27 protein-coding genes and 1 pseudogene are annotated in these 26,809 nt (G+C 60.6%); 14 read left to right on the top strand and 14 right to left on the bottom strand.

Features of this window, described 5'->3' with window-relative positions; translation table 11 throughout:
• Positions 1 to 244 precede the first annotated feature (244 nt).
• The 3 genes and pseudogenes from ACIGHN_RS12805 to ACIGHN_RS12795 all read right to left on the bottom strand — a co-directional run bounded on the left by ACIGHN_RS12805 (position 245) and on the right by ACIGHN_RS12795 (position 1,709).
• Positions 245 to 373, bottom strand: coding sequence for a hypothetical protein (locus ACIGHN_RS12805; RefSeq protein WP_396504655.1), 129 nt, complete (start codon positions 371 to 373; stop codon positions 245 to 247).
• Positions 370 to 625: pseudogene (locus tag ACIGHN_RS12800) on the bottom strand (FitA-like ribbon-helix-helix domain-containing protein). Before ACIGHN_RS12800 ends, ACIGHN_RS12805 begins: the two are co-directional and overlap by 4 nt.
• Positions 626 to 722: 97 nt before the next feature.
• Positions 723 to 1,709, bottom strand: coding sequence for a MobA/MobL family protein (locus tag ACIGHN_RS12795; RefSeq protein ID WP_396504654.1), 987 nt, complete (start codon positions 1,707 to 1,709; stop codon positions 723 to 725).
• A gap of 221 nt (positions 1,710 to 1,930) precedes the next feature.
• Here ACIGHN_RS12795 and ACIGHN_RS12790 point away from each other — a divergent pair, with 221 nt between their 5' ends.
• Positions 1,931 to 2,260, top strand: a complete 330-nt coding sequence (locus ACIGHN_RS12790) for a hypothetical protein (protein WP_396504653.1) — start codon at positions 1,931 to 1,933, stop codon at positions 2,258 to 2,260.
• 61 nt (positions 2,261 to 2,321) lie between these two features.
• Here the strand turns inward: ACIGHN_RS12790 and ACIGHN_RS12785 are convergent, their stop codons facing one another.
• The gene (locus tag ACIGHN_RS12785) at positions 2,322 to 3,740 is read right to left on the bottom strand and encodes an AAA family ATPase (protein ID WP_396504652.1); all 1,419 of its coding nucleotides are present in this window, start codon (positions 3,738 to 3,740) and stop codon (positions 2,322 to 2,324) included.
• Positions 3,741 to 3,989: 249 nt separating this feature from the next.
• Positions 3,990 to 4,244, bottom strand: a complete 255-nt coding sequence (locus tag ACIGHN_RS12780) for a helix-turn-helix domain-containing protein (RefSeq protein WP_396504651.1) — start codon at positions 4,242 to 4,244, stop codon at positions 3,990 to 3,992.
• Between the two features lie 146 nt (positions 4,245 to 4,390).
• On the opposite strand from ACIGHN_RS12780, the gene ACIGHN_RS12775 reads away from it, so the two are divergent.
• The 5 genes from ACIGHN_RS12775 (at position 4,391) to ACIGHN_RS12755 (ending at position 9,542) form a co-directional block, all read left to right on the top strand.
• Entirely contained in the window at positions 4,391 to 5,494 is a 1,104-nt protein-coding gene (locus tag ACIGHN_RS12775; protein WP_396504650.1) for a hypothetical protein, read from the top strand.
• A 43-nt stretch (positions 5,495 to 5,537) separates the two neighbouring features.
• Positions 5,538 to 6,650 carry a hypothetical protein gene (locus tag ACIGHN_RS12770; RefSeq protein ID WP_396504649.1) on the top strand — a complete coding sequence of 371 codons (1,113 nt, stop codon included), beginning with the start codon at positions 5,538 to 5,540 and terminating at the stop codon, positions 6,648 to 6,650.
• A gap of 349 nt (positions 6,651 to 6,999) precedes the next feature.
• Positions 7,000 to 7,401: a hypothetical protein gene (locus ACIGHN_RS12765; protein WP_396504648.1), complete on the top strand. Its 402-nt coding sequence runs from the start codon at positions 7,000 to 7,002 to the stop codon at positions 7,399 to 7,401.
• A gap of 35 nt (positions 7,402 to 7,436) precedes the next feature.
• Complete coding sequence (locus ACIGHN_RS12760; RefSeq protein WP_396504647.1) at positions 7,437 to 8,105, top strand: hypothetical protein; 669 nt, start codon at positions 7,437 to 7,439, stop codon at positions 8,103 to 8,105.
• 3 nt (positions 8,106 to 8,108) lie between these two features.
• Positions 8,109 to 9,542 (top strand): DEAD/DEAH box helicase family protein, encoded by a 1,434-nt coding sequence (locus ACIGHN_RS12755; RefSeq protein WP_396504646.1) that lies wholly within the window; start codon positions 8,109 to 8,111, stop codon positions 9,540 to 9,542.
• A 97-nt stretch (positions 9,543 to 9,639) separates the two neighbouring features.
• On the opposite strand, the gene ACIGHN_RS12750 is transcribed toward ACIGHN_RS12755, so the two are convergent.
• Positions 9,640 to 10,445 (bottom strand): IS5 family transposase gene (locus ACIGHN_RS12750; RefSeq protein ID WP_396504645.1). Its coding sequence is split into 2 segments (ribosomal slippage): positions 9,640 to 10,115 and positions 10,115 to 10,445, totalling 807 coding nucleotides; the frame shifts between segments, so codons are not numbered across the junction.
• Between the two features lie 51 nt (positions 10,446 to 10,496).
• Positions 10,497 to 10,871 (bottom strand): winged helix-turn-helix transcriptional regulator, encoded by a 375-nt coding sequence (locus tag ACIGHN_RS12745; RefSeq protein WP_396504644.1) that lies wholly within the window; start codon positions 10,869 to 10,871, stop codon positions 10,497 to 10,499.
• A 167-nt stretch (positions 10,872 to 11,038) separates the two neighbouring features.
• Between ACIGHN_RS12745 and ACIGHN_RS12740 the strand changes: the two genes are divergently transcribed.
• From ACIGHN_RS12740 to ACIGHN_RS12730, 3 genes are all read left to right on the top strand, one after another.
• Positions 11,039 to 12,052: an NAD(P)-dependent alcohol dehydrogenase gene (locus ACIGHN_RS12740; protein ID WP_396504643.1), complete on the top strand. Its 1,014-nt coding sequence runs from the start codon at positions 11,039 to 11,041 to the stop codon at positions 12,050 to 12,052.
• Positions 12,053 to 12,118: 66 nt separating this feature from the next.
• Positions 12,119 to 13,099, top strand: coding sequence for an LLM class flavin-dependent oxidoreductase (locus ACIGHN_RS12735; RefSeq protein ID WP_396504642.1), 981 nt, complete (start codon positions 12,119 to 12,121; stop codon positions 13,097 to 13,099).
• A gap of 15 nt (positions 13,100 to 13,114) precedes the next feature.
• Positions 13,115 to 13,612: a DUF1993 family protein gene (locus ACIGHN_RS12730; protein WP_396504641.1), complete on the top strand. Its 498-nt coding sequence runs from the start codon at positions 13,115 to 13,117 to the stop codon at positions 13,610 to 13,612.
• 1,026 nt (positions 13,613 to 14,638) lie between these two features.
• On the opposite strand, the gene ACIGHN_RS12725 is transcribed toward ACIGHN_RS12730, so the two are convergent.
• Positions 14,639 to 15,553: a hypothetical protein gene (locus ACIGHN_RS12725; protein WP_396504640.1), complete on the bottom strand. Its 915-nt coding sequence runs from the start codon at positions 15,551 to 15,553 to the stop codon at positions 14,639 to 14,641.
• A gap of 246 nt (positions 15,554 to 15,799) precedes the next feature.
• Entirely contained in the window at positions 15,800 to 17,023 is a 1,224-nt protein-coding gene (locus ACIGHN_RS12720) for a hypothetical protein (protein ID WP_396504639.1), read from the bottom strand.
• A 923-nt stretch (positions 17,024 to 17,946) separates the two neighbouring features.
• Between ACIGHN_RS12720 and ACIGHN_RS12715 the strand changes: the two genes are divergently transcribed.
• The 3 genes from ACIGHN_RS12715 (at position 17,947) to ACIGHN_RS12705 (ending at position 19,440) form a co-directional block, all read left to right on the top strand.
• Positions 17,947 to 18,384, top strand: a complete 438-nt coding sequence (locus tag ACIGHN_RS12715) for a hypothetical protein (protein WP_396504638.1) — start codon at positions 17,947 to 17,949, stop codon at positions 18,382 to 18,384.
• Positions 18,385 to 18,799: 415 nt separating this feature from the next.
• Positions 18,800 to 19,189, top strand: a complete 390-nt coding sequence (locus ACIGHN_RS12710; protein ID WP_396504637.1) for a hypothetical protein — start codon at positions 18,800 to 18,802, stop codon at positions 19,187 to 19,189.
• Complete coding sequence (locus ACIGHN_RS12705) at positions 19,186 to 19,440, top strand: pyocin activator PrtN family protein (RefSeq protein ID WP_205737214.1); 255 nt, start codon at positions 19,186 to 19,188, stop codon at positions 19,438 to 19,440. Before ACIGHN_RS12710 ends, ACIGHN_RS12705 begins: the two co-directional genes overlap by 4 nt.
• Positions 19,441 to 19,608: 168 nt before the next feature.
• On the opposite strand, the gene ACIGHN_RS12700 is transcribed toward ACIGHN_RS12705, so the two are convergent.
• The 4 genes from ACIGHN_RS12700 to ACIGHN_RS12685 all read right to left on the bottom strand — a co-directional run bounded on the left by ACIGHN_RS12700 (position 19,609) and on the right by ACIGHN_RS12685 (position 23,665).
• Positions 19,609 to 21,036, bottom strand: coding sequence for a UvrD-helicase domain-containing protein (locus tag ACIGHN_RS12700; protein ID WP_396504636.1), 1,428 nt, complete (start codon positions 21,034 to 21,036; stop codon positions 19,609 to 19,611).
• Positions 21,026 to 22,756, bottom strand: a complete 1,731-nt coding sequence (locus ACIGHN_RS12695; RefSeq protein ID WP_396504635.1) for an ATP-dependent nuclease — start codon at positions 22,754 to 22,756, stop codon at positions 21,026 to 21,028. Before ACIGHN_RS12695 ends, ACIGHN_RS12700 begins: the two co-directional genes overlap by 11 nt.
• Before the next feature lie 121 nt (positions 22,757 to 22,877).
• Positions 22,878 to 23,387 (bottom strand): GNAT family N-acetyltransferase, encoded by a 510-nt coding sequence (locus ACIGHN_RS12690; RefSeq protein ID WP_396504634.1) that lies wholly within the window; start codon positions 23,385 to 23,387, stop codon positions 22,878 to 22,880.
• Positions 23,384 to 23,665: a DUF1778 domain-containing protein gene (locus tag ACIGHN_RS12685; RefSeq protein ID WP_396504633.1), complete on the bottom strand. Its 282-nt coding sequence runs from the start codon at positions 23,663 to 23,665 to the stop codon at positions 23,384 to 23,386. Before ACIGHN_RS12685 ends, ACIGHN_RS12690 begins: the two co-directional genes overlap by 4 nt.
• Positions 23,666 to 24,316: 651 nt before the next feature.
• Here ACIGHN_RS12685 and ACIGHN_RS12680 point away from each other — a divergent pair.
• A complete protein-coding gene (locus ACIGHN_RS12680; RefSeq protein WP_396504632.1) occupies positions 24,317 to 24,904 on the top strand; it encodes a lysophospholipid acyltransferase family protein in 588 nt (195 codons plus the stop codon).
• 107 nt (positions 24,905 to 25,011) lie between these two features.
• Here ACIGHN_RS12680 and ACIGHN_RS12675 read toward each other — a convergent pair whose 3' ends face one another.
• The gene (locus tag ACIGHN_RS12675; protein WP_396504631.1) at positions 25,012 to 25,458 is read right to left on the bottom strand and encodes an Lrp/AsnC family transcriptional regulator; all 447 of its coding nucleotides are present in this window, start codon (positions 25,456 to 25,458) and stop codon (positions 25,012 to 25,014) included.
• 178 nt (positions 25,459 to 25,636) lie between these two features.
• Here ACIGHN_RS12675 and ACIGHN_RS12670 point away from each other — a divergent pair, with 178 nt between their 5' ends.
• A complete protein-coding gene (locus ACIGHN_RS12670) occupies positions 25,637 to 26,803 on the top strand; it encodes a saccharopine dehydrogenase NADP-binding domain-containing protein (protein WP_396504630.1) in 1,167 nt (388 codons plus the stop codon).
• The last annotated feature ends 6 nt before the right edge of the window (positions 26,804 to 26,809 follow it).

The following is a 26,809-nucleotide window of genomic DNA, read 5'->3' as shown; positions in this document are numbered from 1 at the left end:
GGCTAGGGGGAACGATGCCCTTGCGGTCGCAGTAGTCCCCCAGCAACACTTCGAGCATGTTCACCATGCTGCGCTGCTCGTGGTCTGCGGCCTCTTTAAGCACCTGCTTAAAGGTCGGGGAGACTCGTAGGTTCAGGGTCTCGCTTTTGGTGTCAGTGAATCGCATGGGGTGCCCCGCAAATGTCTGTGCAGTTGCGTTAGTGTACAGACATCCAGCCCATCGTCAGACGGGGTTGATTGGCAGTCAGCTGCGCTGACCTCGGCAAGCTGAAAGCAAAGTCTCCATTGCTTGGGCGTCGATCCACTCGATCACCAGCGGCTCGGGAGCGTGACGGAGCGACTCCGACAGCACATTGGTGTCGAGCAGGGTCATGCGAAGCTTACCGGGCGTGCAGGCGTCTTGTCGCGCACCTGCTCGAACACCGCGAATTCTTCATCGCAAAGTTTGGCTTGGCGACCCATGTCGGTCAGGAGCAAGCTCAACTTTACGCGCCCCTTGGGGCTAATCGCCGATTCCAAGATCTCCCGCACTTCAGCCTCCATGCTCTTGGCCGTGCTGCGCAGCACGGACGCGCAGAGCACGGTGCACTTCCTGGGAAAGGTTGCGAACTGTCAGCATAGACATGGCGACTACCTCAAATACTTTTAATGCATGCATCTTGCATTTACGAATTCACCCGTGAGCGACGGGATCTCCCCGAACGGTCGAACACCCCTCGATATCAGCGTCCCGGACGTCGTCGGCCTGACCGAAAGCCGTTCCCAGTGATGTCCGGTTCCGGGCCGGCCTCCAGGCCTTCAGGCTTCGCCAGACGCCCAGAAACCCCGCCCTTGAGCATTTTCGGCTGAGCGCGGCGGCGCCACAGCAGCAAGTCGGACGCTTGATCGTCGACAACAGGCACCTGGCGCCGGTTATCTGGCTTTGGCTCGGTCCGCGCAGCCAGGCGTGCTTTCATGCGCATCAGCTTGCCCATCTGTTCGTCAAGGGCCTCCAGTCGCGCATTCCGCCGCCGCAGACGCTCGTTGATACTGGCTCGCCCTCGGGCTGAAGCACCCTTGACGCCAAGATGCACGGTCGGCAGCCGTTCAATCCCTCGATCCTTGAAGCTCCTGTGATCAACGCGCTCGGCAGAGCCTTTGCGGGCAAGTGCGGCGTTCACCGAAAGTTCCCAACGTGGCCGGAGCCACGACACGGAATCCGCTGCACCACTTCGCTTGCACGCGATGGGGTCGAGCCGTTCTGCTTTTTTGCCGAGCACACCGTCGGCATTGACGATGCATGCAGTCAGGAGCAAGTGTGCGTGAAAATTTCGGTCATCACCGTCGCGTGATGGCGCGTGCAGAGCGCAGTCCACGCCGACGGCAAACTCGGTGGCGATGTCTTGAGAGAAGGCGAAGGCCAATGCAGCGCGCTCGTCGGCATCCAGCTCGTTGGGAAGAGCGAGCACAACTTCCCGCGCGAGCACGGCATCACGCCGGCGGTGGTGCAGCTCCAGGTCGTTCCAGAATTTTTCGCGATCCCGCACAAGTCGGCCACCCGGCAGGTAGATGCGCGCATCGAGCACGCCCTTGCGGCGGCGGTAATCAAATACCTGGCCGGTGCGTTGATCGGTGATCAATGCGCCGGCACGATAAGCCGCCGCCGCAGTTGCAGATCGGCCGCAGGCGCGAGCAATGGGCGGCCGGGCGCTCAAATGAAAAATTGCCATCCGCGATTCCTTTGGGGTGTCGGGGCGCAGCCCTGACCGCACGTAATCCTGCGAAGCGGGATTACTCTAAGTGCGCCCTTCGGGGACAAGCCGACCGCGCCTCTCATCCAATAGCCATTAGCGATATGGGCCAAATGAACAGGGGCAATCAGTACCGCACAGCCCCACAGATGGCTCGCCGATTCCTACACTGTACTGAGCAAACGTATCCAGGAACGGCCATGACCTCCAGAAGCATCGAGTCCATTGACCTCAAAATGCTGCAGCTCAAAAACCAGCGGTCTCAACTGCTCGCAAAGCAGTGCGACAAAGAGCGAAAACGCAGTACGCGCCAGGCGATCATCATTGGCAAATGGATCATGGCCAGGAAGCCGGAGCTCGTGGCCGCCATTGCCAAAGTGCTGGATCGAACGCAGGATCGCGCGGCATTCGGTTTACCGCCGAAAGCTGGAAAGGCTCCGCAGATCCCGGGCAGCACGCACGTGGACATCGTGCTTCCGCTTGACGATCACTCTGCGCCTCCATCCACAGGGGTTCAAAACCCCGAGTGACCGCAACACCCAGCGCGCCGATTGGCGCAAATGGGAAGTTGCGCGTGTTCGCTGCCACACGTCAGTTCGACGTGAAACCCATCGCCGCACGGCGATGCTGAGCACCGTCCATGCGGAGTGCCGGCCAGTCCTCCGCGGTCAGATGATCCCGTTGTGCCATCACGGCGCGCGCGAATGCGATCTCCATCGCGAGCTTGATGGATCGCGGGCTCATGTCGGAAATCTGGCGGTCCAGCGCAGCAGGCAGCTCCACTGAGAACCGCACTCTCATCTTGCGAATCAGCTCGGCCAGAATCTCCCGAGCGATCGTGTTGAGCTGCGTTGGCAATGGCTGCGCGATTTGGAATACAAGCATGCGCGAGCGCAGCGGGGCCGGCACCTCGCCCAGATCGTTGGCTGTGGCGACGATCCTAAGGTGGCTGGCATCGAATTCCAGGTCTGGCAGCGACTGGTCGACGAAGTGCCTTGCTGTGTGATCTTCCAGAAGCGAGTACAGCGGCCCAAGCGCGCTGTACGCCACAGTGTTGGCCTTGTCGATTTCATCGAGGACCAGCAGGCCATTGGCCACAGGCGCATGCCCAGCGCGGCCCCAAGCCAGCGATTCGAACAACTGGCCAGGCGACGAGTTCGACCAGAACGTGCTTGAGCCCGCGATCGTGCTGGAGTTCGTTTCCGCCGCGATCGACAGGAACAACGGCGGCGGCGTGCCCAGAAGATCAGCCAGCGCGTTGGCGAAGCGAGTCTTGCCGATGCCTGGACCGCCCACCAGCAGGATAGGCGCCAGGCGATGGGGGAGCCCCTCCGAGCACAGCGCGATGTGTGGCCGAATCGCGGTCTCGATCGCTTGCTCGAAGTTTGGAAAACTCTCGACCAGCGCTTCAAGCCGACGCTGCCAGCCAGTGGGAATCGAAGCCATTGGCCGGCTGAGGCCACTGAGCGCGAGACGCTCCAAGGTCTGCGCGATTCTGCGGCCAGCATCCCCGTCACGCCCTTTGACCCGGTGTTCAAGCTGCTCCGCATTCTCGGCGAAGCGAAACACATCGACGGGGTTGCACTGACGTGGCCCGGTGACCAGTCCCAGCAGGTCGAAATCGCCCTCGACCGCAGGAAGATCGAAGTCCGGCACCTCCTCCATGGCCTGCGGCTTGGCCTCTCGAATCGCGGCAGCGAGACGCCGGTTGTGCAGTTCCTGCAGGGCGTCAGACAGGCCGGTGAGGGTCGCATGTTCGAGATCACCGCGGCGTGGGGAGAAGTCGAACATGATGTGGAGCGCACCGTGCACATTCACGCAGTTGACAGTGGCTCGACGCGGCTGCCTGCGCCCCAGGATCAGCACATACGAGCGGAGGAACAGTTCGCTCAACTGCCGTCCATCGCGGCTGAGTGCAGGATCCAGGCGGACGTTGAGCCAGTCGGGGCAGTTGAAGAGAGGCAGTACCTCGGCCACGCCGAAGGTAGTTTCAAAGAGGTTTTCAGTCATCAGCATCTCACAGTTGGGCGGACGAAGTCCGCGATGACGCCGTCTACTGCGGCGCGCCAACTGGAGGGGATGAAAGACCTATCTTCGCAATCGATAAGGCAGCCTCCGACCTGCCGCCTTGAAGCGGCATGAGGTCAGGATGGCTGGGGTGGATTGCATTGCGTGGCAGGTTCGACCAAGTGCCGTCACTGTACGGGCTGGCGGAGGTCAACGCAAGAAACTGCCGGGCTACCGTCTGCACGAGGGCAATTACAGATCCTCTGGGTCTTTGAACTGCTCAGGATCGACCAAATCTTTGAGCGGCACACCCACCGCGTCGGCCAGCCGGGACATGTTGTCTATAGAGATGTTCCGCACTCCTCTTTCCACGCTGCTCACATAAGCCCGCGTCAGACCCGCATCGAACGAGATGACCTCTTGAGTAAGGTCTCGATTGCGCCTGGCACGGCGCAAATTCCGAGCAAATACAGCTCGCGCAGTCAATGTTTTTGCAGCCTTCTTCATGCAGAAGAAGGGTCTGTTGCAAGCGCACAAACCTCCACTCACTTTGCTGTACATAATGACAACTTTAGGATTCAATAAGTTTTTCGATAGAGACAAAAAACAAACTCATGTTGTCTTCGTGATGACTTTGAGGATCAACACACCGCATGTCCAACGACGCCCGCCCTGAAGCATTCGCCGAGGCCGCCAAATCCGGGCTTACCGCAGCTAACGCAGCCACGCTCGCAACCTGCACTCTTGTCGGCGGCTCGCTGAGCGTGTTCGCAGATGTCGCGCCATCAGGCTGGAGCCACGTGATGGGGTTTGTCGCACTGGCGAGCTGGCTGTGCAGCATCACCCTGGCGCTGTACCTGGCCGGCCGCAGCACTCGTCCACAGGAAGTCCGAGGCCTGCTCACCACAGTGGCGGACGGCGTGAGACTGGCTGGAGCCAAGCCTGGCATTGCTGCCATGGTCGTACTGATGACCGCCGGCGCAGCGTTCACGGTCTGGTCGAAGACGCATAGCGATCAGGGCAGCCTGCTGCGCTCACTGGTGGCGACACAGGACCGCACAGCAGCCGCTGCTGAATCCGCGGCGGAACGCACTGCCGCGATCCAGGCTGACACGCAGGCGATCCGTTCGGCCGTCGGCCGGCCAGCGACTCCAGCGGAAATGCTCGCTGGCATGGGATACGGAACGAGCGACTACGATGTGTGCCGCGCGATCAGTGCGGGCGCCATCAAGGCGTTACAGCTCATGGAGCGACTCGTCGAGTTCAAGGCACGGCTGTCCGTCGCGCTGGGTGGTGGGCAGTACGCGCTGTGCATCGAAGAAGCACTGGCAGAACCTACCCGAGGGCCGGCTGTGGCCCGCGCCCTGCAGGCGATCGAGGTCAGCGCCGAAGACGTCAACCGCCTGTATGTCGCTCAAACGATCGGTTCTGGCAACTCCGCAGCACTGCGCCCGCTTGAAGTGCTGGCGACACTGGGGATCGACAACGGTCCCCGGGCGAGACTGACTTCGGCGCGGGCTACACCGCTGATGTACGCAATCTGGGCCGACAACCTGCCTGCGGCAGAAGCACTGCTGGCTAAGGGTGCCGACGCGAACCAGCCCAGTCGCTTCGACTACGCACTCGGAACCAGGATGGCCAGCGTTGCCGTCTCGCCCCTGGCCGAAGCGCAAAGACTCGTCCGGCCGGCCCTGGAGAAAAAGCTACGTGCAGCCGGTGCCCGGGTGGAGGTGCAACAGGTCCCGTACTTCAGATGACGTTCCCCGTCAGCGCTTTTTGTTCCAACTACATGGGGTCGTCATGATCGAATCGATTCTTCTCGTCGTCTACGCTGGTGCGTCCATCGCCTTGGCGGTCTGGGTTCGCCGCACTTTCAGGCTGCGGTTGGACTGGGCGCATCCGCGCATGCGAAAGCCGATCTTCGATGGGCATGTGCGCAGCACCGGCGGCAGCGGAGCCCTCGGCGCAGCTGATGCGGTCAGCACAGCAGCTCTGGCCAGTGCGTCGCCAAACGCGGTCATGGTGTTCGTCATCATCGTCGCGGGTCTCATCGGCGGTGTCATCGGCGCTGGCGTGCTGCCTGCTGTCGTCGGCGGCATCGGGCAGCCCGGGTGGCTGGGCATGATGGCACTGGTCGTGGCGATGCTCGCGTGGGTCTGGATTGGAGGATCTCTCGCGCTTCCCGTGCTGGCCTTGGCCTTCAGCATGGCACCCATCCTGGCCGGCCTGGCCGTGATCGGGTTCATCGGCATGGCGCTCGGACAAACTTTCGGCTCCGGGCACCCCGGCCTGTTCTCTTCCGCCGGAACGTGGGAAGCAGGCTTCGGCGCACGGCTGGACTACAACCTGTGTGCAGCGGGCACTGCCATGATCACGCTGGGCGATCCGCAGGAGATCGTACGCAAGTGCAAGCAGAAAGTCGTCGGAACGCACCCCGTCGAAGGGCGATTCGCCGGCGTCTACAGCTGTCAGCCAGGGCAGCGCATTGCGGCGATCGTGGACGTTCACCCCTTCGGCCCTTTCAAGGACGGATTGAAGACTGCCGAGTTCAGCTTCGGCGATCGACCCGAGGCTCAGTTTCCGAACGGGATGTTCGCTGGCTTCATCCGCCCTAACAGTGCAACGGGCGAATTCCGTTCCGACGAGCTCAAATGGACTCAGAAGCCCACAGCCGGCTGGGGCAAACCGGATCAACTATCCATCACCGCAGAGCCTTCAGGTGGAATCAGCGTGCGGCTCGTGAACACGCCATGTAATGCAATGCAGGCGAAGCGTTGCGAAGTCGCCGAAGCCGGCCGCATTCCCACCTGTGAACGAGAGCTCGCTCAACTGGGTGTGAAGCTGTACAAGCCTAAGACCCTGAATGAGATGGCAAAAGTCATGAGCGAGCAAGAGGCCCGAAACAAGCGATGATTTGTTGCGTGCACGACTGCGATGGCGGATTAGCAGCGTGTCTTTTTGACAACACTGGACCACATCCAAGTGAGCACGCAATCTCCAAACTTTGACACCCGCGCCGTTGACCTTCTAGCATTCCACCAAGCACTGCAACCATACATATTCGCCCCCAGGAATAACTGGGGTCGGAGGTCAGGGTCGAGAGGCACCTGAATTAGCGCTACGACAGTGATGCCACGGAAACAGGCCGCCGTGAACCAAAAGCACGAATTCCATAGGAATTCAAAGATGAGCAAATCTCATCCTGAGCTGGTTCACGAACACCCGTGAACCAGCTCGGTGATGAAAAAACACCGAGGTTCACGTGAAAAATCTCCCAGTCCTGACCAGCAACTACATTCGAAACGATTCGGACGAGTCTCGTTCGGTGCGTCAGCACATCGACGCAGCAAAAGGCGCGCGAGAACTCATGCGCCGAGCCTCCACAGGCGACGTCCAGCATGTAGCGCCAAGTTGCGCTAAGAAATTTCTGGCAGCGTCGGTGGAAATTTACGACCTTCTCGACCAAGTCGAACAACGAGTCAACTTGGAAAAGCGCGCTGGTCAACTCGACCAAATTTTCGTGCTTCGGTTAAATGCCGAACTCGACAAGATTGCCGACGAGCTTTTCGTCCGAGCGCACTTGGCAATGGGATCTCCTGCAATGGCCTGGATGCCTGGCTTCGTGGCGGGATATCGCAGCCTGCTGACAGGAGGCGCAAATTGACGGTTGCGCCAGCGAAAAGAACGCAAGCGCCGCCGTTGCTTCAGACCGTCAGTCTAGAAGGCAAAACACTTGCAGTGTCCGCGGCGGGCGTCGATTTGGATATGAGCACATCCAACTCGATCATTCTCCCAGCGGACTTCGAGCGCCTGGCACGGCTGTCGGTACGCCAGTTTCGGCGGCACAGTGCGGTAGCTTTGCGTTTGGCAATGGCGGCCTCCGCCACCTGCGGGAATGCATGGTTCTCGGTTGGAGAAGTCACCAGCCAACTTGGCAGCGGCATGAATGAGAGCGCGGGCTTGTTGGCATCCCGCCTTGAGCAACTAGGCATTGTCGAAACACGATTGACGCCACACAAGGGACATCAGAGAGTAGACGCGCGCCTCACGCTCTCTCTGGTCAACAAGAACCACTTCTATGGTCGCCAATCTCAACGGCTGATGATGGATCTTGAAATTTATTGTCGACTGCATCCGAGGGCAACGCCCCTGTTCGCATTGCTGCTTGTCGGTGTGCGGATGAACGGCATCCTGTCTTCAGACGCACTGGCCGAGTTTCTCGAGCCTGAGTTTGATCGGAAGCGAAGTCAGAGCCTGGCCACCAGGCCGCTCCGGGCATTGGCGCAGGCAGGTGTCTTGACCATCATTCCCAACGATTCTTGCCCAACCCAGCCATTTATGGTCACTCCCGTCGAGGGCTTCGTCTGATCTATGGCCACCAAAGCCATCCTTCCGCAAGCGAGAAATCGACTGCGTCCGTACCAACACAGTGCCGTAGAAGCAGCGATCTCTGGAATCCAAGCGAGTCAACCGGGCCTGTTGGTAATGCCAACTGGTTCGGGCAAAAGCGTTGTCATCTCGGAGATCGTGAATCGCCTGGACGGCAAACAGATTCTTGTCATCACACCACGGCGAAGTCTGCTCATGCAGACACGCGCGCGACTCGGCGTGCACGGGGTCCTATCGTCCAGCCTCGGCAATGACCTCGGCGACGATCACAAAGTCATTGCTGGCACCTACCAGACGATGACCCGCCGGCCAAATCTCGCAGAGCCCGACGTCATCATCATCGACGAATGTCATTTGCTTCCTCCGGATGGAAGCTATGCAGCGCTGGTTCGGAGATTCCCGAAGGCCGCGGTGATCGGCTTTACCGCGACGCCCTTCCGCGGGCGTCAGCACATCAAGCACTGCGGGCTCATGTGGCGGCAGCTATACACAGTGCCCATGATTGAGTTGATCGATCAGGGGTGGCTGGTACGACCGGTCAGCATGTCCACAGGCCAAAAGTCGGAAGTGTTCTGCATCGGAGATGGAACCATCGAAGCCGTCACGGCGCGAGTCGTTTTGAGTCTCCTGGCATCGGTCAAAGCCGAAAACCGAAAGCGCTGCGTCGTGTTTTGTATCGATATTGATCACGCAACGATCACCGCAGAGCTGTTGCGCAGGGCAGGAGAAAATCCTGTATATCTGGTGCACAGCAATATGCCACCTGCAGCTCAGGATGCCGCTATCGCAGCATTCAAGACCTCAAGGACTCGCGCTTGGCTGGTCAATGTCAACTTGGTCAGCATCGGCGTGGACATTCCCTCTGTGGACGCTGTCGCTATCCTGCGCAACGTCTCAAGTCTGGCCTTACTGATTCAGATGATTGGCCGTGGCCTGAGAGTATGGAAGGAAAAACAGGACTGTTTGGTTTGGGATTACGGCGATGGCACCCGGAAATTCGGGTTCATCGACGACCCACAGTTGGATGCGGGTCGAGCCGGCGAAGCCCCCGTAGCGCTACGGACATGTCCCAAATGCAATGCACTTCTTCAGGCCTCTGCTCGATCATGTTTTCGCTGTGGCCATGTTTTGCCGCGGGTTATGAGTCTCAACGACATTGCGTCCGGTAGCCCGCTGTTGTCCGCCAACTACTTGGCAGCCACCTACGAAAGAGCAAGCCTGGCGGAGGACATTCGTGGAATCTGGATTGTTCAACATCACTTGGTCAACGGGACTGATCGCTTCGTTTCAACGACGTCCGCCCGCTCTCAGCAGGAAGCGGTGAAGTCGATCCGACCGAATGGCGCAACCATCTTGGTAAGGCGTCTTACCGGCCAGCAAGTCAGAATGGTTTCGACGCCTCGCTCAACTCAGTGACGAGCACGCGGTTACCGCAAGGGCTCCGGACGGCCGTTATCGTCGCAGTCTAGGTTACTGGCACTTACTATGACGAATCAGCAGATACTTAGAGCCGCTAACACAAGTCATCTACGAAGCGTGAAGTGATGATCGCAGCGGCGATTGAGAGCAGCGCCTTGTGAATGTCAAGCCTGCGTTCGAAACGGATTCGTAGTTTCCCGAATCCAGCGAACCAGGAATGCGTTCGCTCGATGACCCAGCGGTGCCGGCCCAGGCGGTCTTTGCTTTCGATGCCTTTGCGAGCAATGCGCGCCGTGATGCCGCGCTTACGCAAATAACGGCGACATCGAGCATAGTCGTAACCCTTGTCAGCATGCAGTTTGTCTGGGCGTTTCCTCGGTCGCCGGTCTAAGCCAGGCACGGCCGGGATGGCGTCGAGTGTGCTTTCGAACGCTATCGAATCATGTCGGTTTGCCCCTGTGACCGTGATGGCCAGCGGAACGCCCCTTGCATCGACGACAATATGCCGTTTGCTGCCCAATTTTCCTCGATCCGTTGGGTTTGGGCCAGTTTCCGAGCCCCCCGGGGGCTGGCAACGCTGGCCCCGTCGATACTGGCGCGACTCCAGTCAATCTGATCGTGTTGGCGTAACCTAGTGAGCATTGCCAAGTGTAACTTGTCCCAGACGCCAGCGGCTTGCCAATCGCGCAGTCGTCGCCAGCAGGTCATGCCGCTGCCAAAGCCCAGTTCTTGCGGTAAGTCTTCCCATGGAATACCAGTATGAAGCACGTACAGGATACCGTTCAGGGCTGCCTGGTCATCAACCGAACGTCGGCGACCACCTTTTCGTGAGGGTACAAACTCAGGAATCAACGGCTTCAGCGCCGCCCAAAATTCATTGCTAACTTTTCGTCTTGCCATGCTGATGACGATAGCGTGAATGTCACTTACCGTCCAGGCCTGGTAGTGGATCTAAACCTGCCGCGGCGTTCCCCCGCGCGTTTCACACTTGAGAAATGCCCAATCAATCAGCGTCTCGATGGATGGACCGAGCGCGAGACCAAGTTCAGTCAAGGCATACTCCACCTTCGGGGGCACCTGCGGAAAAACCGTCCGGTTGACGATTCCGTCCTTCTCCAGCTCCTTGAGCTGCTGGATCAGCATCTTCTGGTTCACGCCGGCGACCCGTTTCTGAAGCTCTGAGAAGCGAACAGGCTCCTTGGCTGCAAAGAGCTGTACGATGATGACGATCTTCCATTTTCCCTCCAACACCCGCAGGGTCTCGCTTGTGGCGGCCGCCCAGAAAAGTTGCTGGTTAGGATCTCCGCTTCGCCAATCTCGTTTCATCTTACTTACCTTTTGGTGGGTAACACACAAAACGGTGTGTTCTTGCCGTACCGACTAGCTGCAGATAATATCACCTGCAAATGCATACCGGCGAAACCGCGCTCGGCCAACAATCCCGTTGGTTTTGGGTACGGCGACGCCATGCTGATCTAAAAAGGAGTACGACGATGAAGACAGTGCGATGGACCTCTGACGACAAGCCGGGCCTGCAGCTTCTCGACGAAGCCATGCCTGAGCCGGGCGCGCGCGAGGTTGTGGTGCGGGTTCATGCTGCATCCCTGAACTTTCGAGACCAGGCAATCCTCGACGGCGCCTATGGCGGTCCGACAAAGCCAAATGGCGTTCCCCTGTCGGACGGGGCAGGCGAAGTGATCGCTGTTGGTCGCGACGTCAAACGCACAAAGGTTGGCGACCGGGTGTCGGCGTCCTGCTGCCAGCACTGGATTGGGGGACCCAACCGTCCGGAGTATCATGCCGACAGCTTGGGAATGACGACGGACGGGTGGCTGGCCGAGACCATCCTGCTCCACGAGAACGCAATCGTGCACCTGCCGGACTACATGTCCTATCTGGAAGCGGCGTCGCTGCCTTGCGCCGCGGTCACTGCCTGGACGGGTCTTAACCTGTCGTCGCCTCTTCAGGCGGGAGAAACGGTGCTGATTCAGGGGACTGGCGGCGTGGCGCTGTTCTCGTTACAGGTCGCGAAGATGTTCGGAGCGAAGGTTCTTGCGATCACCTCGTCGGACGAAAAGGCGGAACGGCTTCGGGCGCTAGGCGCCGCCGCCGTCGTCAACTACCGGTCCCATCCCGATTGGGAAAAGGAAATCCTGACCCTCACGGACGGGCGGGGCGTCGACAAGACTATCGACATCGCGGGCGAGAAGACGATTGTGCAGTCGGCGGCCGCGACCCGGATCGGGGGCGACATCTCGCTTGTCGGTTTCACCAGCGGTTTCGGTGGCGGACTGCCGCCGATCGACATCCTCGCCAAGTCGCTTCGCGTCGCCGGCACGTCGATCGGATCGCGGGCGAGCTTCGAGGCGCTGTTACGCGCTATGGCCTTGCACGAGGTGCACCCGATCCTGGACCAGGTCTTCCCGTTCGCGGATTACCAGGCCGCCTATCAGCGCCTAAAGAGCGGCAACCACGTAGGCAAGGTCGTGATCGATGTCGCGCACTGACATCACCGCCGGCCTTTGCCGGAGTGCTGCACACTTCCGCTTTTCTGCCGAGACGAGCCCCAAAAGATGATTCCGTTATCCATTCTGGAACTGGGACGCGTTCGCCAAGGATCCGATCGCCGCACGGCGCTCGATAACGCCCGCACACTTGCCCAGCATGCCGAGCGGTTGGGTTTCCGCCGCATCTGGGTGGCCGAGCATCATAACTCGCCGGCGGTAAGCACGGCAGCGACTTCAGTCGTGTTGTCTCATATCGCAGCTGGTACAACCACGATCCGCGTAGGTGCTGGCGGCGTGATGCTTCCCAACCATGCCCCTTACGTCGTCGCAGAACATTTCGGGACTCTGGAAACCCTGTATCCCGGCCGTATCGATCTTGGGCTCGGACGCGCCCCTGGCACCGACCAGATGACGTTGCGCGCGCTACGGCGGGATCCCAGCAACGCGGAAAACTTTCCCCAGGACGTCCTCGAACTACAGGCGTTTCTCGCCCCAAAGGGCGAAACGCAGCAAATTGAAGCAGTCCCCGGCTCCGGGACCAACGTGCCGCTGTGGATTTTAGGATCGAGTCTGTTCGGAGCGCAACTAGCCGCCGCGCTTGGTCTTCCCTATGCCTTCGGATCGCAGTTTTCCCCTCAGGCGCTTTATCAGGCTCTTGAAGTCTACCGAACCAATTTCCAGCCCTCAGAGCAGTTACAGAAGCCCTTTGCCATGATCGGGGTGAATGTGGTCGCCGCAGAAACGGACGCCGAGGCTCGTGTTCTTGCGACTTCCCAGCAGATGACCTTTGCCGATATGTTCCGGGGCATGCCAAGCCTGCTCAAACCACCCGTAGCAGATATTGAGGCCTACTGGACCCCTCGGGAGAAAGCTCAAACTGAACAGATGCTGAGCTGCAGCGTTGTGGGCAGCGCCGAGACTGTTCGCAATGGCCTCAACCAGCTTGTAGCCGACACGAAGGCCGATGAGTTACTGATCGTCTCCGACATCTTCGACCTCAGCAAGCGCATGCGTTCACTCGAGATAACAATCCAAGCGGCAACCTAACATAGGATACTCAAGATGTACTCGCAAATTACGCAATTCACCAAAATGCTAAGCAACCTTTCCCGTCTCCTGGATAAGGCACAAAAGCACGCCGAGGCGAATGGCCTCGAGCCGGAAGTTCTCCTCAACTCCCGTCTCGCACCAGATATGCTGCCACTGACCAGCCAGGTTCAGATGGCGTGTGATACGGCCAGGCTCGCTACCTCAGTTCTGACTGGCAAATCCGCTCCAGTCTTCGAGGACGCTGAGAATACTGTCCCGGAACTCAAAGCCCTTATTGAAAAGACGATCACGTATGTCAGTGGGGTGAAAGAAAGCGACTTCTCCGGCTGGGAACAAAGAATCGTCGCTCCTCCGGGCTGGTCAGGCGCTTTTCTGGGCAAGGACTATTTTTACCAACATGGAGTCCCGAACTTCTACTTTCATATGGTAACGGCATACGCAATTCTCCGACACAAGGGTGTTCGGATCGGGAAGATGGACTATATCGGGCAATTACCTTTCCTTAGGTAATATCCGTTCACTCGCGGTCACATGATTGCTCTGAGCCCCTAAGGGGCTCGGCCCGTTCTCATTCCCGCTAGTGTTCAAACGAGTCGCCGACCGGGAGGCCTATTCCTCATCTTTATCCTGCTGACGTTCGGCCTTGGGACGGACTGCAAAACCCTACCTGAGCGTGTCGGTGAGATAGCCCTGGTCGCAATGGCCGGAGTGCCGGTCAAAGCGCAGCAGGCTATGGATTCAGCGCCTGCTGCAGCCTTCAGCCGCATCGCAGACGCACTCCCCCCGCGCTGCCAAACTCTGGCTTAGCAACATTTTTCAGATTGCTTAGCGCGAACAGCATCGTCAGCCGCGCGATGTCCTTGGTCAAGTCTCGATTACGCCTGTTGGCGTAGCCGAACTGCTGCTTGAGGGCGTCTCCGAAAATGGAAAAATCGTACGCTAGGACCGTTGCAACGGTAGTAGTAGCCTTCACTTACCTGCGCCGGTCTTGTCGCTGCTTTTCGCCCCAGGTATTCCCGGTCAGGTTAATGTCCTTCCCAGTCCAGCAGCGCTGGCGTTCCAACCGCAGACTTGGGCATTCACAAGACCCTGCTCTCAAGCCGCTGCGATCATCAATTTACGCTTCGTAGATAACTTGTGTTAGCGCCTCTTAGTTCCAGTTCAGCGATGAGCTGGAAGTCTGGTTTGTAAGCGACGCCTTCACAGGCTTCGGCTAGCTGAGCGACAGAGCCGGCTAGCCCGCTTGACTGGCGCAGTCTGGACGCAAAAGCCTGAGCCCGGCTGGGGAAAGTCCGACCAGATGGCGATCACCGCATCGCCAGCCGGCGGCATAAGCGTGCGGCTCCTGAACACGCCCTGCGCGACGCCGCAGGCCCAGCGATGCGAACCCGCCGAAGCCGGTCGGGTTCCCACATGCGAAAAAGAGCTCGCGCGGCAAGGCATCAAGCTCTACGTGCCCAGGACGCTACGCGAACTGGGCAGGGTCATCGCGGACCAGGAGGCTCGGCAGGGGCGCCCGCACTTAGCCTCGCCGGGTCAGGCAGCGCGACGCGGGTCGCTCGGCGATGGAACAGACGCCGATGTGGCATCACTGGCATCGTTCTGCGCCTCGCGCAACTTGGCGATCTCCACCACCTGTTCGGCACAGCGCGCTTCCAGGGAGGAAACCTTGGCGGAGAGCTGCCGCTCCTCCTGCCGTGTCAGCCGCTCGGCGGCAGTTGCCTTCTCCAGCTCGTCCTGCAGACGCTGGCGTTGCGCCTCCGTCCTGTGCTCGAGCATGGCGGCCTCTCGCGCGCGTTCCGTCAGCTGCTGCACCAGTGCGTCTGCCACGGCTGCCGCTTGCCGGGCTTGCGCGAGTTCTTCCTGCCCGGCTTTCGCGAGTTGCTGGGCTTCTTCCAGAGCAGCTTCGAGCCGGGGCATCGTGCTCAGAAGCAGGTTTGCGCGGTCGAGACGGAGACGCAGTGACTGGACCTCAGCAAGTGCCTGGGACGTTCGAGCATCGGCGTCGGTGGTTTTGCCAGCGCAATCGCGGCGCACTTCGTCGACCTCACGAACGCACTCCTGCAGTTGCCCCTTGCAATGGAGCAGCGAAGCCTGCGCCGCAGCCAATTCCTCATCGTTGGCAACCAGTGTCGCGTCCAACTCCTGTACATGGGTGACGAGCGCGTTGAGCGTCTCTTCCGCCGCCTGGGCGCGCAGCTCAGCCTGCTGACTGGCTTTCGTTTTCGCCTGCTCGATGTGCACGACGAGCACCTTCGCAAAATCCGGGTCCAGCTCCGCTTTGCTGTCGATCATCGCTTGTTGGGCGTTCCTCAAAACTCCCATGAGTTCATTCACTTTGTTGGTGTCTGCCTTCAGGAATTTGCTGACCACGCGTACCGTCGCCTTCTGCCCGTTTTCCTCGACTTGTCGAATGGCGGCAGCGACTTTGGTGAGGTTGAGTTGAGTCATGTCGTACTTTCTTTCTGATTTCATAACGATGACGTTATGGGTTGTTGGTGGTCCGGCGTTATGGGCCGTTATGCGTTATGCGTTATGCCGTGTTATGGCTTTCGGACGATTTGATGGAGCCCGCGTCTGGTGGTCCACGGGACGAGCCTGGCATCACGAGGAATCGCGGGCACAGCCGCACCTGCCGTGATGCGACGAAAGCTGGTCGGGACAGTGCCTGGCCAGACAGGTGATTCCGGATGCAGGTCATGCCACCTCCATGGACCGGAGGTAATCCAGATATTCGTCTCGACGCAGACCTTCGACAACGAGCCCGGCGCGGTGCGAATCGGAATCGGCGACGTGTTTGAGACGCAGCTGTGTCAACACGACCGATGCCTGGACCTCGTCTTCGTGCAGGATGTACCGGTAGATCCCGCTTCCGGAGAACGCAGATTTGCAGTCCTCGGCTTTCCTGGGATACAGCGCGCGGCCGTCGATGGTGTCGGTGGCCTTCACCACAGCATCGATCTCGTGCTGGAGGTGCCGGCCGTCCGTGAAGGTGCTGCCGCCTTTGACATACAGCGTGGCCCGGGGCGCACTGTCGCGTTCCGTGAAAGGCGATGCGGTCCACAACACATGTACGGCGCTTACCAGTCCAAGTGATCTCAACACGTCCAGTGCAGCGGCAGCCCTTTCTTCTGACGCCTCTTCACGACGGCTGGGCAGGTCTTTGAACAGCACGTGCGCATACCCAGCACTGATGCGAGGAAAACCGGTCTCCTGGACCAGGACCAAACAATGCCCATCGTTGCGGAACAAAGGCATGACATGTTCGAGATCGCCGATCGGCCCATCCCCGCTGATCGGCGACATGAGGCTGTGGGCGACCCGGGGATCGACACCGGCATGGCGCTCCAGATCGAAGTGCTGCAGCAAGGCGCAGTACAGCAGTAGGGCGTCAGTGAAGGGCCGCCCCCCTCTACGGCCGGCCTGGGCGTGCATCAGGCGCATGAAGTCCGAATTCACACCCTGAACACTTCGCCGGACAGGACGCTTCTCCGCTCCGTGGTACGGGTCCAGGAAGCGCTGGTCGATGTCGACGAGGTCGTCGATGCGCTGGGGATCGACCAACCAGGTGACGGCATGCCCGGCGGTCTTTGCGCTTGCCCCTTCCAAGTCAGCAACCGTGGGTGGCCGCTGGAGCGCATTAACGCTTAGGAGTTCTTCCATGAGTTCGGGCACGCTGCTCTTGCGACTCAGCCCGGTACGCCCCTCGACGGCTTTGGCGCCGTGGGTGCATGCCCTTGGATATCTGGCGTTCGTGTGGTCGACACCTGCCGCGAGTGCGACATACACCGCGGCCGCTCTGGCACTGGCGGTTCGCATCACGTGCTGCAGGCCTGACTTGGAAATCTGGAAGTAGACCCGGTCGTCTGACTCGTCTTCCCACACTTGTGCGACTTCATCTGGCGTTTTGGCTGCCGTCATGCCACTGCGCCCTTCGTCGCCCTGCTTGTCGCTTCCTTTGTGGTGGGTCGCGAAAAAAGATGTGCGCTGACTTCTGTCCTATGAGCAATTGATGCTTGGAAAAATGGAAGCCTTGAGTCCTCGAATGCTTGAATCGTTGAAGTGGGAAGGAATACGGATTCAGCCGCTCGACGTGCGGGTTTCAGCGCATTTTGGATACACCAGAGCGGCGTCCAAAAGATCGTCAAGTGCGCAGCGGAAAGCCATGTGCCCTTGGGGGCGGAAGGCGGGGTCCAGCCTCGCCTTTCAGGTGAGAAGTTCATCGAATTGATCCTGTTGCACGACTGCCAAATGCAATCGATAAACGGAAGTCTGCCGACCGTCCTGAACGGGATCAATGATTTTCCGGGACACCCAAAGCAACCCAATTTCTTGATTTATCAAAAATTCTTGAGTCGCTCAAAGGCGGGTTATCCGAAGCGACTCAACGACTTACAAGAAAATATGTGATGTTGCTCAATGGTTTATGGTGTATCTGCCATTCCATCGACTTGTTAATGTAAAGACGCCAATGCATTGTTGCACATATGCAACACCACGAGATAGGTGGGATTCATTCGATTCTTAGCTGCGACCGAAATACATTTAGCTCTGATCAAAATATATTTTGTTGCATGCAACGGCCCTAATCTTTCTCAAACAATATCTGTTTTGAGGCCTTGAAGATATCGGATCAATAGCAAGATATCCTGCAACGTCATAAAACTACTACCGCCAACGCAACGTTGGCGGCGCGGCTGACCCCCCGGGTTCGGCTGGCCGGATGGCGAAGCGGTAATCGGTCCCCGCAACCGTCGTTGAGCCCAGTCCCAACGACACACGTTCATGCGCGTCCTTCCTCACGGCGGGTACGTGCGTGTAGGCAATACATCCGATCGATCACCATGACTGAACAATCCGAAATCCAATCCTCCACTAGCGTTTCCGTGCGCGTCGTGCCATCCGACTACCGCTGCAAATACTGGTCAAAGATCATTCGCGCCCACACCCCGCTCCCCCTACCATCCAACGTGATGAGCGCCTCCAGCCTTCCCGGCCCCTACCTGCTCAGGGGCGATGAGGAGCTTTTCCCCGGAGATGTAATGTTCGAGGGCGAAGAGATCCATCCGTACAAGAAACGCGGATGGGGCTATTGGCTGCGCTATGTGACGCCCGACGGCAACCTGCTCGTTTACCGCTCAGGCTTTAGCGAGCAAAAGATCGCGGCCAAGGCGCAGGGACTTTTGTCGTCACTGCTGGCCGGGTCGGGCGACATCGCTGGAGCGGTTCGCGTGGCACATGCTCTCCGTGCTGGCATGACGTTGCCGGGGGCTTGTCGTTAACTCAGGCCATAGCGCCAAGCCTCGGAGCTGACTCGGAACCCCTCCAGTTAGCTCCCAATTCACGTTGCGAAAATACATCAACCTAAATCGCGCTGACACGCGATTTCTTGACCAGTGGTGCGGTGTATCCAGATACTGACGACGTCCTTGAGCGAAAAAGAACCTGATGCGGCAATGTGGGTGCACGGATCGCAGCAGGTAGCAAAAGGACTGACCAGTGCACTGACGACATCAGGGGTAGCCTCCTGATCCATGACGGAGCCCGGCGAACAAGATCTCCCGGGGCAATGGACGGTCGGACATCAGTAGATCCGGTTCGTGTCCCCTAATTCTGGGTAGGGGGACCAGGAGCGCTAAGTTGCGACGAACGGTGACCCGGTTCTTTCCCCTCGGGGATTTCGAACCTTCGATCACCATGCACGATTGCCAGAAATCCGGCAGCGCCACCAACCATACTTTCACGGCAGCACAGTTCCCCGTCTGCGAATCGTGCGACAACTCGGTGCCCGAGTCACATCGCCAGGGTTTCATCACGCCTGAGAAAACACGCGCTGAAAACCTTCAGGCCGAGGTGGAGCGTCGCCTTGAATGGACACTGAGCCGACTGCTCGACCACGCGGCCGGTGGCGTCGATCACCACAACGAGGCCCAGTTCAACCTGCTCGCGCAGTTCCACGGCCAACTTCTGCTACTGGACGAAAAGGCGCGCGAAGTCGGGGGCCCTGAACACCAGGAAATGCTGTTCGCACGCGCAGCTGCCACCTTCACGCTGATGAACGCAGCGCTGCCGGGGGTGGCACTGTGAATACCGCGTTCGCACTCATGGCCGTCTTTGATGGCCCCACCGTGTCGCTGGATCGCATCTGCGTCGACTACCTCGGGCTAAGCCGGCAGGAGGCCATGCGGCAGGCGGCACAAGGCGAACTGCCCCTTCCCGTGTTCCGGCTCAATAAGTCCCAGAAGGCGCCCTACGTCATCCATGTCGGCGATCTGGCGAAGCTGATCGACAAGGCCAGGGAACAGGCTGAGGAGACGTGGAAGCGATGCCAAGTGTGATGGGGCGGGGCTGGGTGGACGCGTTGCGCGCGCTCGACACGATTGAGTCCTCGTGACGAGGAAAAGCAGCTGACCTTCTGGCAACCACAGTGTGCCAAGGATCGGTAACCTGTCCTATCGTCCCCAAAGACGGCCCGCGCACCAATGCTGCACATCCGCTTCACGACTTCATTCGCCCGCGCGCGGCGTAAGTGCGCTGGTAGGCGAACACACAACGACCTGGCGTGCACCTCGCGTTAGCGCAACATAGAGGTGTTGGGCCGTCATGGCCTGCGGCTCGAGAACGACCGCCACGTCGGCCTCCAGTCCCTTGAGCAACAGGGTGCTGCCAACGGCCCGTCGTGAGACTGAACGACTCATATGGCGTTGCCGCTCACGCGCCTGAAGTGCTGCGGCGTGCAAGGTGCATGCACCACCAGCGGCTGCCTGCATCGCTGCCAGGCAGCAACGCAGGACTTCGGGACGGTAGACATGGGCTCCAGCTTGCCGGGCAAAGGTCTGCAACAGACGAGAGGCCTCGGCAACACTAGGGCCACGCGCGAACGCCACGGCTGCGGCTTCGATCGGCGTCGGTGGATTGCGCGGCCTGCCATGCTGCAAAACCTGCACGCGTTGCAATAGCGCGGTCGCGCCGACACCGGTCATCAGGCTCGCGGCGAACTCGACCACCTGTCCAAGTGGATTGGCGCCTGCCGGGTCAAACGTCCGTGCGAACTGGATGAGCTCGACGAGATCGACGCGTTCGACAACCGTCGCACCTGGCGTCTGGCTGGTCAACTGGTAGCGCCCGCGGACGTTCATCGCGTCGCCGATGATGAGCACGCTGTCCTGCGCGGTGCGCCCGCGCGTCCTCGCCGCGGCCCGGCGTTGCTCTTCGGCCGTCGCCGCATCCAGCCGCACCCATTGCACTGCGGCCGGCGCTCCCTGCAGGTCCACAGACTGTCCGGTTTGAAGCAGCATCCGCGCGTTCAGCAGCCATTGCCCCAGATCCTCGGTGCCTGCCAGCCGCCACCGCCACGGTGTCTGCAGCACGCCAACAGCAGGGAACTGCGTCTCGACGTCGGCTTGCCAGTTGACGAGGCGATTGCCGGCGAACCCAAAGATAGCCTGCATAGGATCGCCGAGTACGCATGTCGGCAGGATCACCGCCGCCCAGGCCACCAAGCGGTGTTGTGCGACATTGCAGTCCTGGTATTCATCGACCAGGAGCTTTGCGTAGGTGGCCTGCAGTGGCGCGTTGATGTGTCCAGCCTGCAGCAGGTTGGCCGCTGCTTCTCGAATCGCCGGATAGTCTTGGCGTGGATTGGCGAGTTCTAGCGTCTGAGCGGGAAGGCCACTGCGCAGCGGAAACTTCGCGGCAAGTCTCATCGCGAACCCGTCGATGGTCGAGATTCGGTAGGCCGAGCTGGGGATAGCCGCCCTGGACAAGCGCGCTCGCAATGCCGCGACACCGGCATTGGTGTGCGTCAAGACCAGGATGGGCTTGCTGCCCGTGTGCGCGGCCAGCGTATCGGCGATCAGTTGCGTCTTGCCGCAACCCGCTGGCGCGGTGACTGACCCCCGCGCAATCGTGAGCAGATCGAGTTCAGGCGGCATGGGTCCATGTCCACAGCCGATTCAGCACATCGACGAATCCGGCTTCCGCGTTTTGCCATTGCGGTCCCACGATCCTGCGGCCGACATGTTGATAGGCGGACACAGACTTGAACCAGCCGTTCTTACTGACCCGCGCTGCGCGGCCCAAAAGCTCGCGTGTTGCCACCGGATAGACGCCCTGCGCTGCTCTCTCAGCTTCAATGGCTTCGAGGGTACGCTGGCCCTCGGACTTGGACCGAATGTGCTCGGCCACGTCTTCGCGGCCGATGCGTTCGATGGCGTAGCTCAGCAAGACATCGATCGCAGCGTCCGTCATGCAGATGAACAGTTCATCCTCCAACGCTCTGCCTGGCCGCCAAGTGAGCAGGCCAACGCCCTCAGCGGCAAGCGTCGCAAGGAGCGCCGGCGTCGGCGCCTTATCCGCATCGATGAATGCAGTCACGTTGTAGCCCAGCCTGCGCAAGACAAGCGCCTTGTCCAGGCACAGGTCCGGCGTGCTGCCACCGGCGTTGACGTATGCGCCACCGAGCGCGAAGAACGAGGTCTGGTTGTGATCCTCCACGCCGTACTGATCGAGGCCCCGCGCCAGTCCGATCTCACTGGCCCCTTCGCAGACCAGGATGGACTTCGCCAGGAAGGCTTCCGGATCCGTGCGCAAGATGCCTTGCACCTGATCGGTCACGCCTGCGGCGCGAACTACATGGCGATCGCCTTCGCACCGAACGATGAACAACTGGTTCCCGGTAAGCTCGCGCAGCGCAACGGGCGAGTGCGTGGTCATGAATACCTGAAGGGGCAGGTTCGCATCCTTGGCTCCCAAGGAATCCAGCAAGCGCTTGAGCCGGTGGGGCTCAAGTCCGAATTCGACTTCGTCCACGAGTGCGATGGTGGCCGCCTGAGCGGCCTCGCGCTGTAACCCGGCCATGAGCAGCCGTGCCGATCCCGTCCCCAGTGAGCGCAGCGGGATGCCGGTCTGGCTGTGCAGCGCGATGGCACCATCGCCAATGGAGACGGCGTGCGCGTCCAGCATGGCCTGCGCCTGACCCACGGGCACACCCAACGCCGTGGCGGTACGCGTCACGACCTGAAGGGTCTCTGCTAGCTGAACACCGGCCTGGTTGCCAAACCCTGTCCTCGCGTCCCGCGCTGCACGAGCCAATTCTGCTCCGAGATCGGGGCGCTCGTCAGTCAGCCTGTTGAGTACGGAGTTGCGGCTCCAGGACAGATGGGAGCTCGCGTAGTTACCGATGCGCGCGGGGGCGATCCCGGCACGATGCTTCCAGGTAAGGCCACGCTCCAGCCCTTGCTCTTGCGCCCTCTCTGAGTACAGCAGCCACGACGGCTCCAGATCCGCCCCTACCTCGAGACGCAGTGTCAACGCAGTCTCAATGTCAGCCCTGGGTTCGGGTTCAATCTGCCCGGTTGCTGCGTCAAAGCCCCGCAGGAACTCGCCGTAGCCTTCCAGGCTCAACAATTCGTCCGGAAGCCCGCCCAAGGTCACCGCGATAACGATGGGCTCGGTGACGACAAGCCCATAGAAGTCCGTGTCGGCGAAGCCCACGGTGCGCCGCGCGCCCAGGCATAGATCGATGGCATCCAGGATGCTCGACTTGCCACTGTCTCCCGGCCCGATGAGGCAGTTGATACCTGCCGAGGGTGCCCATTCGAGCGACTTGATCGATCGAAAGTTGCGGATTTCCAGCCGACGTATGCGTACCATTCGCCTCCCCAGATTCATGTAGTTTTTGCACAGTATCCGAGCTTCTTGCGACAGGCGAAGTTGCCGACCGTGAGCTGGCCCACAGAACAGTAGACCCTCAGGCCGCTGTAACCCGCCTGACTCAGGGAATCGCCGACATGGGCAAGAACATGGGCGACGGCGCGGGGCTCTTGTCGCCCTCCAGCGGCACAAAGCCCAGCTTCTGATAGAAGCCGAACGCTCCCGCGTCGGCATCCAGGTACAGGCCGTAACTCCCGATGCTCTGCGCCCCAGCCTTCACGATGTCCAGCGCATGGTTCATGAGCTGCAAGCCAAGCCCCTGGCCTGCATCGGCATGGTGAACGCCGAGCATGATCAAGCGCACACAGGGAATGGTTTTGGGGAGCCCGCCACGCTGCAGGGCGCCAAGCGCCGACAACGCAATGGTGTGGCTGGCGATCGTGAAGAAGCCGGCGAATCGCTGCGTGGAGCCATCCTCCTCCAGCAGCGCGTAGGCCACGCTCAGGCCTTGCTTGACTTGTTTCTTGAGCGAGCCCTTGACGAACTTGTTGATGACGGTGTGCTGGCAATCGAACTGGTTGTAACCCCCATACTTCGCCCCCGGATCGAAGCGCGTGATGAAAAAACTCATTCACGCACTTCCAAGCGGGGCGTGCGGCGCAGTTCCTTCATGGCCTCGGTCGGAGCCACCGGCTTCTGCAGCACGGCGGCCAGCTGCGCCTGCCCCTGCACCGAGAGCTGGATGGAGGTGTGGTCGAGCAGGATCTCGCGCGCCTTTTCCATGGCGGTCGACAGCATGAAGGACGACAGGTCCATGCCGCCCAGGACGGCGGCCTTGCTCAGCAGCTCCTTGGCTTCCTTGGTGGTCTTGAGCTCCATGCGAGCATCTTTGAGTGCGAGCGCGCCCATGTCGGTTCTCCTAGTACAGGCATGTGATCATACGGATATCAGCCGTACAGTCAAGTCAGCCATGGGCGTGCTGGACTGGCACCGCCGCCGACGCTTCAGGCGCTGCCGACGTTCTGGAGAAAGTGCAATTCGGCCCCGAACTCAAGCGCTTTTTTGCACTTCCAGTGCAACGAAAATGCAACGACACCAAAAACATCGCTGCAACACGTTGATTTATCGACGATTTTCTAAGACGCCATCCAATCGAGCATGGGCGCGACGGACATGCGCCAGGGGCTCAAAGCAGGGGATTCCACGGCAGGCAAAGAAGGCAAGGGAGATCAAGGGAAGACAAGTGAGGGCTGCAGCGAGGCGCAAAGATGGGGCGCGAGAGGAGCTGCAGGGGGAAGGAGGGCGCGATTATCCCACCCGCGTGCGAGCCGCGCCAGCCTGTGGATATGAGAAAAATGGGTGCTACCGCTTGATAGGCAAGCGCTACCAGCTATCAAATCAGTAGCGTATGGCGCGCCTGCCCTTGGAGCGGCGCCGTGACTTGTCCTGCCGCAAGGCAGGGCCAAGGCGGCATCGGCGATACTCGCGGCGCTTTTCTGATGCCCGACCGATGGCCTGTGTGGCCGTTCGTGTCAGGCCCCGTCTGCCGCTTGTTCCCCCATGCACCACACGATTTTTGACACGCCGGTTGTCAACACCCTGCTGCGCGCCCTGTCGCGCGCCACCTTGCGCCTGATGGGTTGGCGGGTGGAGGGCGCCTTGCCCGCCCACGCCGCCAAAAGCGTGCTGATCGCCGCGCCGCACACCAGCAACTGGGACCTGCCGTTCACGCTGATGCTCGCGTTTTCGCTGCGGCTGCGGGTGTACTGGATGGGCAAGCAGAGCCTGTTCAGGGCGCCGTTTGGCGGCGTGATGCGCTGGCTGGGCGGCATTCCGGTGAATCGGAATCAGGCGAACAACCTGGTGGCCAGCTCGGCCCAGGCCATGCGGGATGCTGACGGGCCCATGCAGCTCATCGTGCCGCCCGAGGGCACGCGCGGCAAGACGCGGCACTGGAAGACGGGTTTTTACTACATCGCTCAGCAGGCCGGCGTGCCCATCGTGCTGGCCTTTGTGGACTACGGCCGCAAGGTGGGCGGACTGGGGCCGGTGTTCGAACCCACAGGCGATGTGGAGCGCGACATGGCGAGCATCAAGGCGTTTTACGCGCCCATCCAGGGCAAGAACCCCACGCAGTTCGATGCGTGAGTAAATTGAAGGTAAAAACCGCCCCTACCGCTTGATAGGAAAGCGCCAGACGCTACTGTATTTGTAGCAATTCAGATACCAGGCTGGAGGCGCGTCTGCGAGGGGTATCACCCCACGCTGCGCCGGTCGATCTTGCGGCTGAGCACGATGCTGGTCTGCGTCTGGTGCACCCCGTCGAGCTGGCCCAGTCGGTCGAGCAGGCTGTCGAGTTGCTCGTGGCTGGTGCAGCGCAGAAACACCAGGTAGTCGAACGGCCCGCTCACGGCCGAGACCTCTTCCACCTCGGGCATGGCCTGCAGCGCGCGCAGCACGGCCGGTGCGGTCCTGGGCAAGACGCTCAGGGAGCACCATGCCCGCACGGCCAGGGCCTCCAGCTGTGGCCCCAGGCGCACCCCATAGCCCGCCACCACGCCAGAGCGCTCCAGGCGGGCAATGCGCGCCACCACCGTGGTGCGCGCCAGGCCCAGCTTGCGCGCCAGGGTCGCCGTGCCCTCGCGGGCGTTGGTTTGCAGCAGGCTCAACAACTGGCGGTCCGTGTCGTCCAAGGGGGTCATGCAGCGCCTTTGTCGGTCAAAAAATCATGATGGCGATGGTAATCGCCGATATGACCAATTGCACAGAGCTTTTCGACGTTTTGTCTGCTACACATTGTCAGTTGTCCCGCCTAGCATCACTGCATCTGCATTCGATGGCCCGGCATGCCGCCGGCAGCCATCCCACCAGGAGCACACCATGAAATCCACGTCTCTCCCAACACCCCGCCATCCGTCCGCAGGGCGTCTTGCCGTCACCATATTGGGCGCCGGTCACATCGGTTTTGCCATGGCATTGCTGTTGCAGCAGTCTGGCGACTACGACATCGAAGTGGCAGACCGCGACCCCGTGCGCCTGGCCGAGGTAGCCGCCCTCGGTATCGCTACGCGGCTGACTGCCGATGACGCCAGTCTGGAGGCCGCCATTGCAGGCCGCTTCGCGGTGCTGAACGCGCTGCCTTTTCACCGCGCCGTGACGGTGGCCACCCTGTGCGTGGAGGCCGGGGTGCACTACTTCGACCTGACCGAAGACGTGCAGAGCACCCAGGCCATCCGCGCGCTGGCGGCTGGTGGCGCAGGCAGCGTGCTCATGCCCCAGTGCGGCCTGGCGCCGGGGTTCATCGGCATCGTGGGCAACGACCTGGCCCGCCGCTTCGACACCCTGCACACGCTGCGCATGCGCGTGGGGGCACTGCCGCGCTATCCGCAGGGTGCCTTGCGCTACAACTTGACCTGGAGCACCGAAGGCCTGATCAACGAGTACTGCAACCCCTGCGAAGCCATTGTGGACGGTGTGCGCACCACCGTGCCGGCGCTGGAAGGGCTGGAGACTTTTGCGTTGGATGGCGTCGAATACGAGGCCTTCAACACCTCGGGCGGCCTGGGTACGCTGACCGAAACACTGGCGGGCCAGGCGCGCCAGGTGGACTACCAGTCCATCCGCTACCCCGGCCACTGCGCCATCTTGAAGCTGCTGCTCAACGACCTGCGCCTGCGCGAGCGGCGAGACCTCTTGAAAGACATCCTGGAAACGGCGGTGCCCACCACCGACCAGGATGTGATCGTCATCTTTGCCACGGCGGCAGGCACGCGCGGCGGGCGGCTGGTCCAGGACTCGTATTCGGCCCGCATCGTGGGCACGGAGGTGGCGGGGCACAGGTTGAGCGCGATCCAGCTCACCACGGCCGCGGGCATTTGCACGGCGCTGGATCTGGTGGCGCAGGGGCGGCTGCCGCAGCGCGGGTTTGTGGGGCAAGAGGCGGTGCGGCTGGGGGATTTCTTGGCGAATCGGTTCGGGATGGCGTATGCCGAAGGCGGGCTTTTGATGCTCCCTTCAGCAGTTTCTGCCGAATTGAATCATCAATAAACTATT

Source organism: Acidovorax sp. NPDC077693, from assembly GCF_044542805.1.
In the GTDB taxonomy this organism is placed as follows: domain Bacteria; phylum Pseudomonadota; class Gammaproteobacteria; order Burkholderiales; family Burkholderiaceae_C; genus Acidovorax.
Note: the sequence above shows the minus strand (reverse complement) of the source record. Positions and strands in the feature narration are given on the sequence as shown.

Bases quoted from the DNA above. Each gene is read 5' to 3' on its own strand.
- ACIGHN_RS12805 (WP_396504655.1), bottom strand. From the start codon at position 373: ATGACCCTGCTCGACACCAATGTGCTGTCGGAGTCGCTCCGTCACGCT.
- ACIGHN_RS12795 (WP_396504654.1), bottom strand. From the start codon at position 1,709: ATGGCAATTTTTCATTTGAGCGCCCGGCCGCCCATTGCTCGCGCCTGC.
- ACIGHN_RS12790 (WP_396504653.1), top strand. From the start codon at position 1,931: ATGACCTCCAGAAGCATCGAGTCCATTGACCTCAAAATGCTGCAGCTC.
- ACIGHN_RS12785 (WP_396504652.1), bottom strand. From the start codon at position 3,740: ATGACTGAAAACCTCTTTGAAACTACCTTCGGCGTGGCCGAGGTACTG.
- ACIGHN_RS12780 (WP_396504651.1), bottom strand. From the start codon at position 4,244: ATGAAGAAGGCTGCAAAAACATTGACTGCGCGAGCTGTATTTGCTCGG.
- ACIGHN_RS12775 (WP_396504650.1), top strand. From the start codon at position 4,391: ATGTCCAACGACGCCCGCCCTGAAGCATTCGCCGAGGCCGCCAAATCC.
- ACIGHN_RS12770 (WP_396504649.1), top strand. From the start codon at position 5,538: ATGATCGAATCGATTCTTCTCGTCGTCTACGCTGGTGCGTCCATCGCC.
- ACIGHN_RS12755 (WP_396504646.1), top strand. From the start codon at position 8,109: ATGGCCACCAAAGCCATCCTTCCGCAAGCGAGAAATCGACTGCGTCCG.
- ACIGHN_RS12745 (WP_396504644.1), bottom strand. From the start codon at position 10,871: ATGAAACGAGATTGGCGAAGCGGAGATCCTAACCAGCAACTTTTCTGG.
- ACIGHN_RS12740 (WP_396504643.1), top strand. From the start codon at position 11,039: ATGAAGACAGTGCGATGGACCTCTGACGACAAGCCGGGCCTGCAGCTT.
- ACIGHN_RS12735 (WP_396504642.1), top strand. From the start codon at position 12,119: ATGATTCCGTTATCCATTCTGGAACTGGGACGCGTTCGCCAAGGATCC.
- ACIGHN_RS12730 (WP_396504641.1), top strand. From the start codon at position 13,115: ATGTACTCGCAAATTACGCAATTCACCAAAATGCTAAGCAACCTTTCC.
- ACIGHN_RS12725 (WP_396504640.1), bottom strand. From the start codon at position 15,553: ATGACTCAACTCAACCTCACCAAAGTCGCTGCCGCCATTCGACAAGTC.
- ACIGHN_RS12720 (WP_396504639.1), bottom strand. From the start codon at position 17,023: ATGACGGCAGCCAAAACGCCAGATGAAGTCGCACAAGTGTGGGAAGAC.
- ACIGHN_RS12715 (WP_396504638.1), top strand. From the start codon at position 17,947: ATGACTGAACAATCCGAAATCCAATCCTCCACTAGCGTTTCCGTGCGC.
- ACIGHN_RS12710 (WP_396504637.1), top strand. From the start codon at position 18,800: ATGCACGATTGCCAGAAATCCGGCAGCGCCACCAACCATACTTTCACG.
- ACIGHN_RS12700 (WP_396504636.1), bottom strand. From the start codon at position 21,036: ATGCCGCCTGAACTCGATCTGCTCACGATTGCGCGGGGGTCAGTCACC.
- ACIGHN_RS12695 (WP_396504635.1), bottom strand. From the start codon at position 22,756: ATGGTACGCATACGTCGGCTGGAAATCCGCAACTTTCGATCGATCAAG.
- ACIGHN_RS12690 (WP_396504634.1), bottom strand. From the start codon at position 23,387: ATGAGTTTTTTCATCACGCGCTTCGATCCGGGGGCGAAGTATGGGGGT.
- ACIGHN_RS12685 (WP_396504633.1), bottom strand. From the start codon at position 23,665: ATGGGCGCGCTCGCACTCAAAGATGCTCGCATGGAGCTCAAGACCACC.
- ACIGHN_RS12680 (WP_396504632.1), top strand. From the start codon at position 24,317: ATGCACCACACGATTTTTGACACGCCGGTTGTCAACACCCTGCTGCGC.
- ACIGHN_RS12675 (WP_396504631.1), bottom strand. From the start codon at position 25,458: ATGACCCCCTTGGACGACACGGACCGCCAGTTGTTGAGCCTGCTGCAA.
- ACIGHN_RS12670 (WP_396504630.1), top strand. From the start codon at position 25,637: ATGAAATCCACGTCTCTCCCAACACCCCGCCATCCGTCCGCAGGGCGT.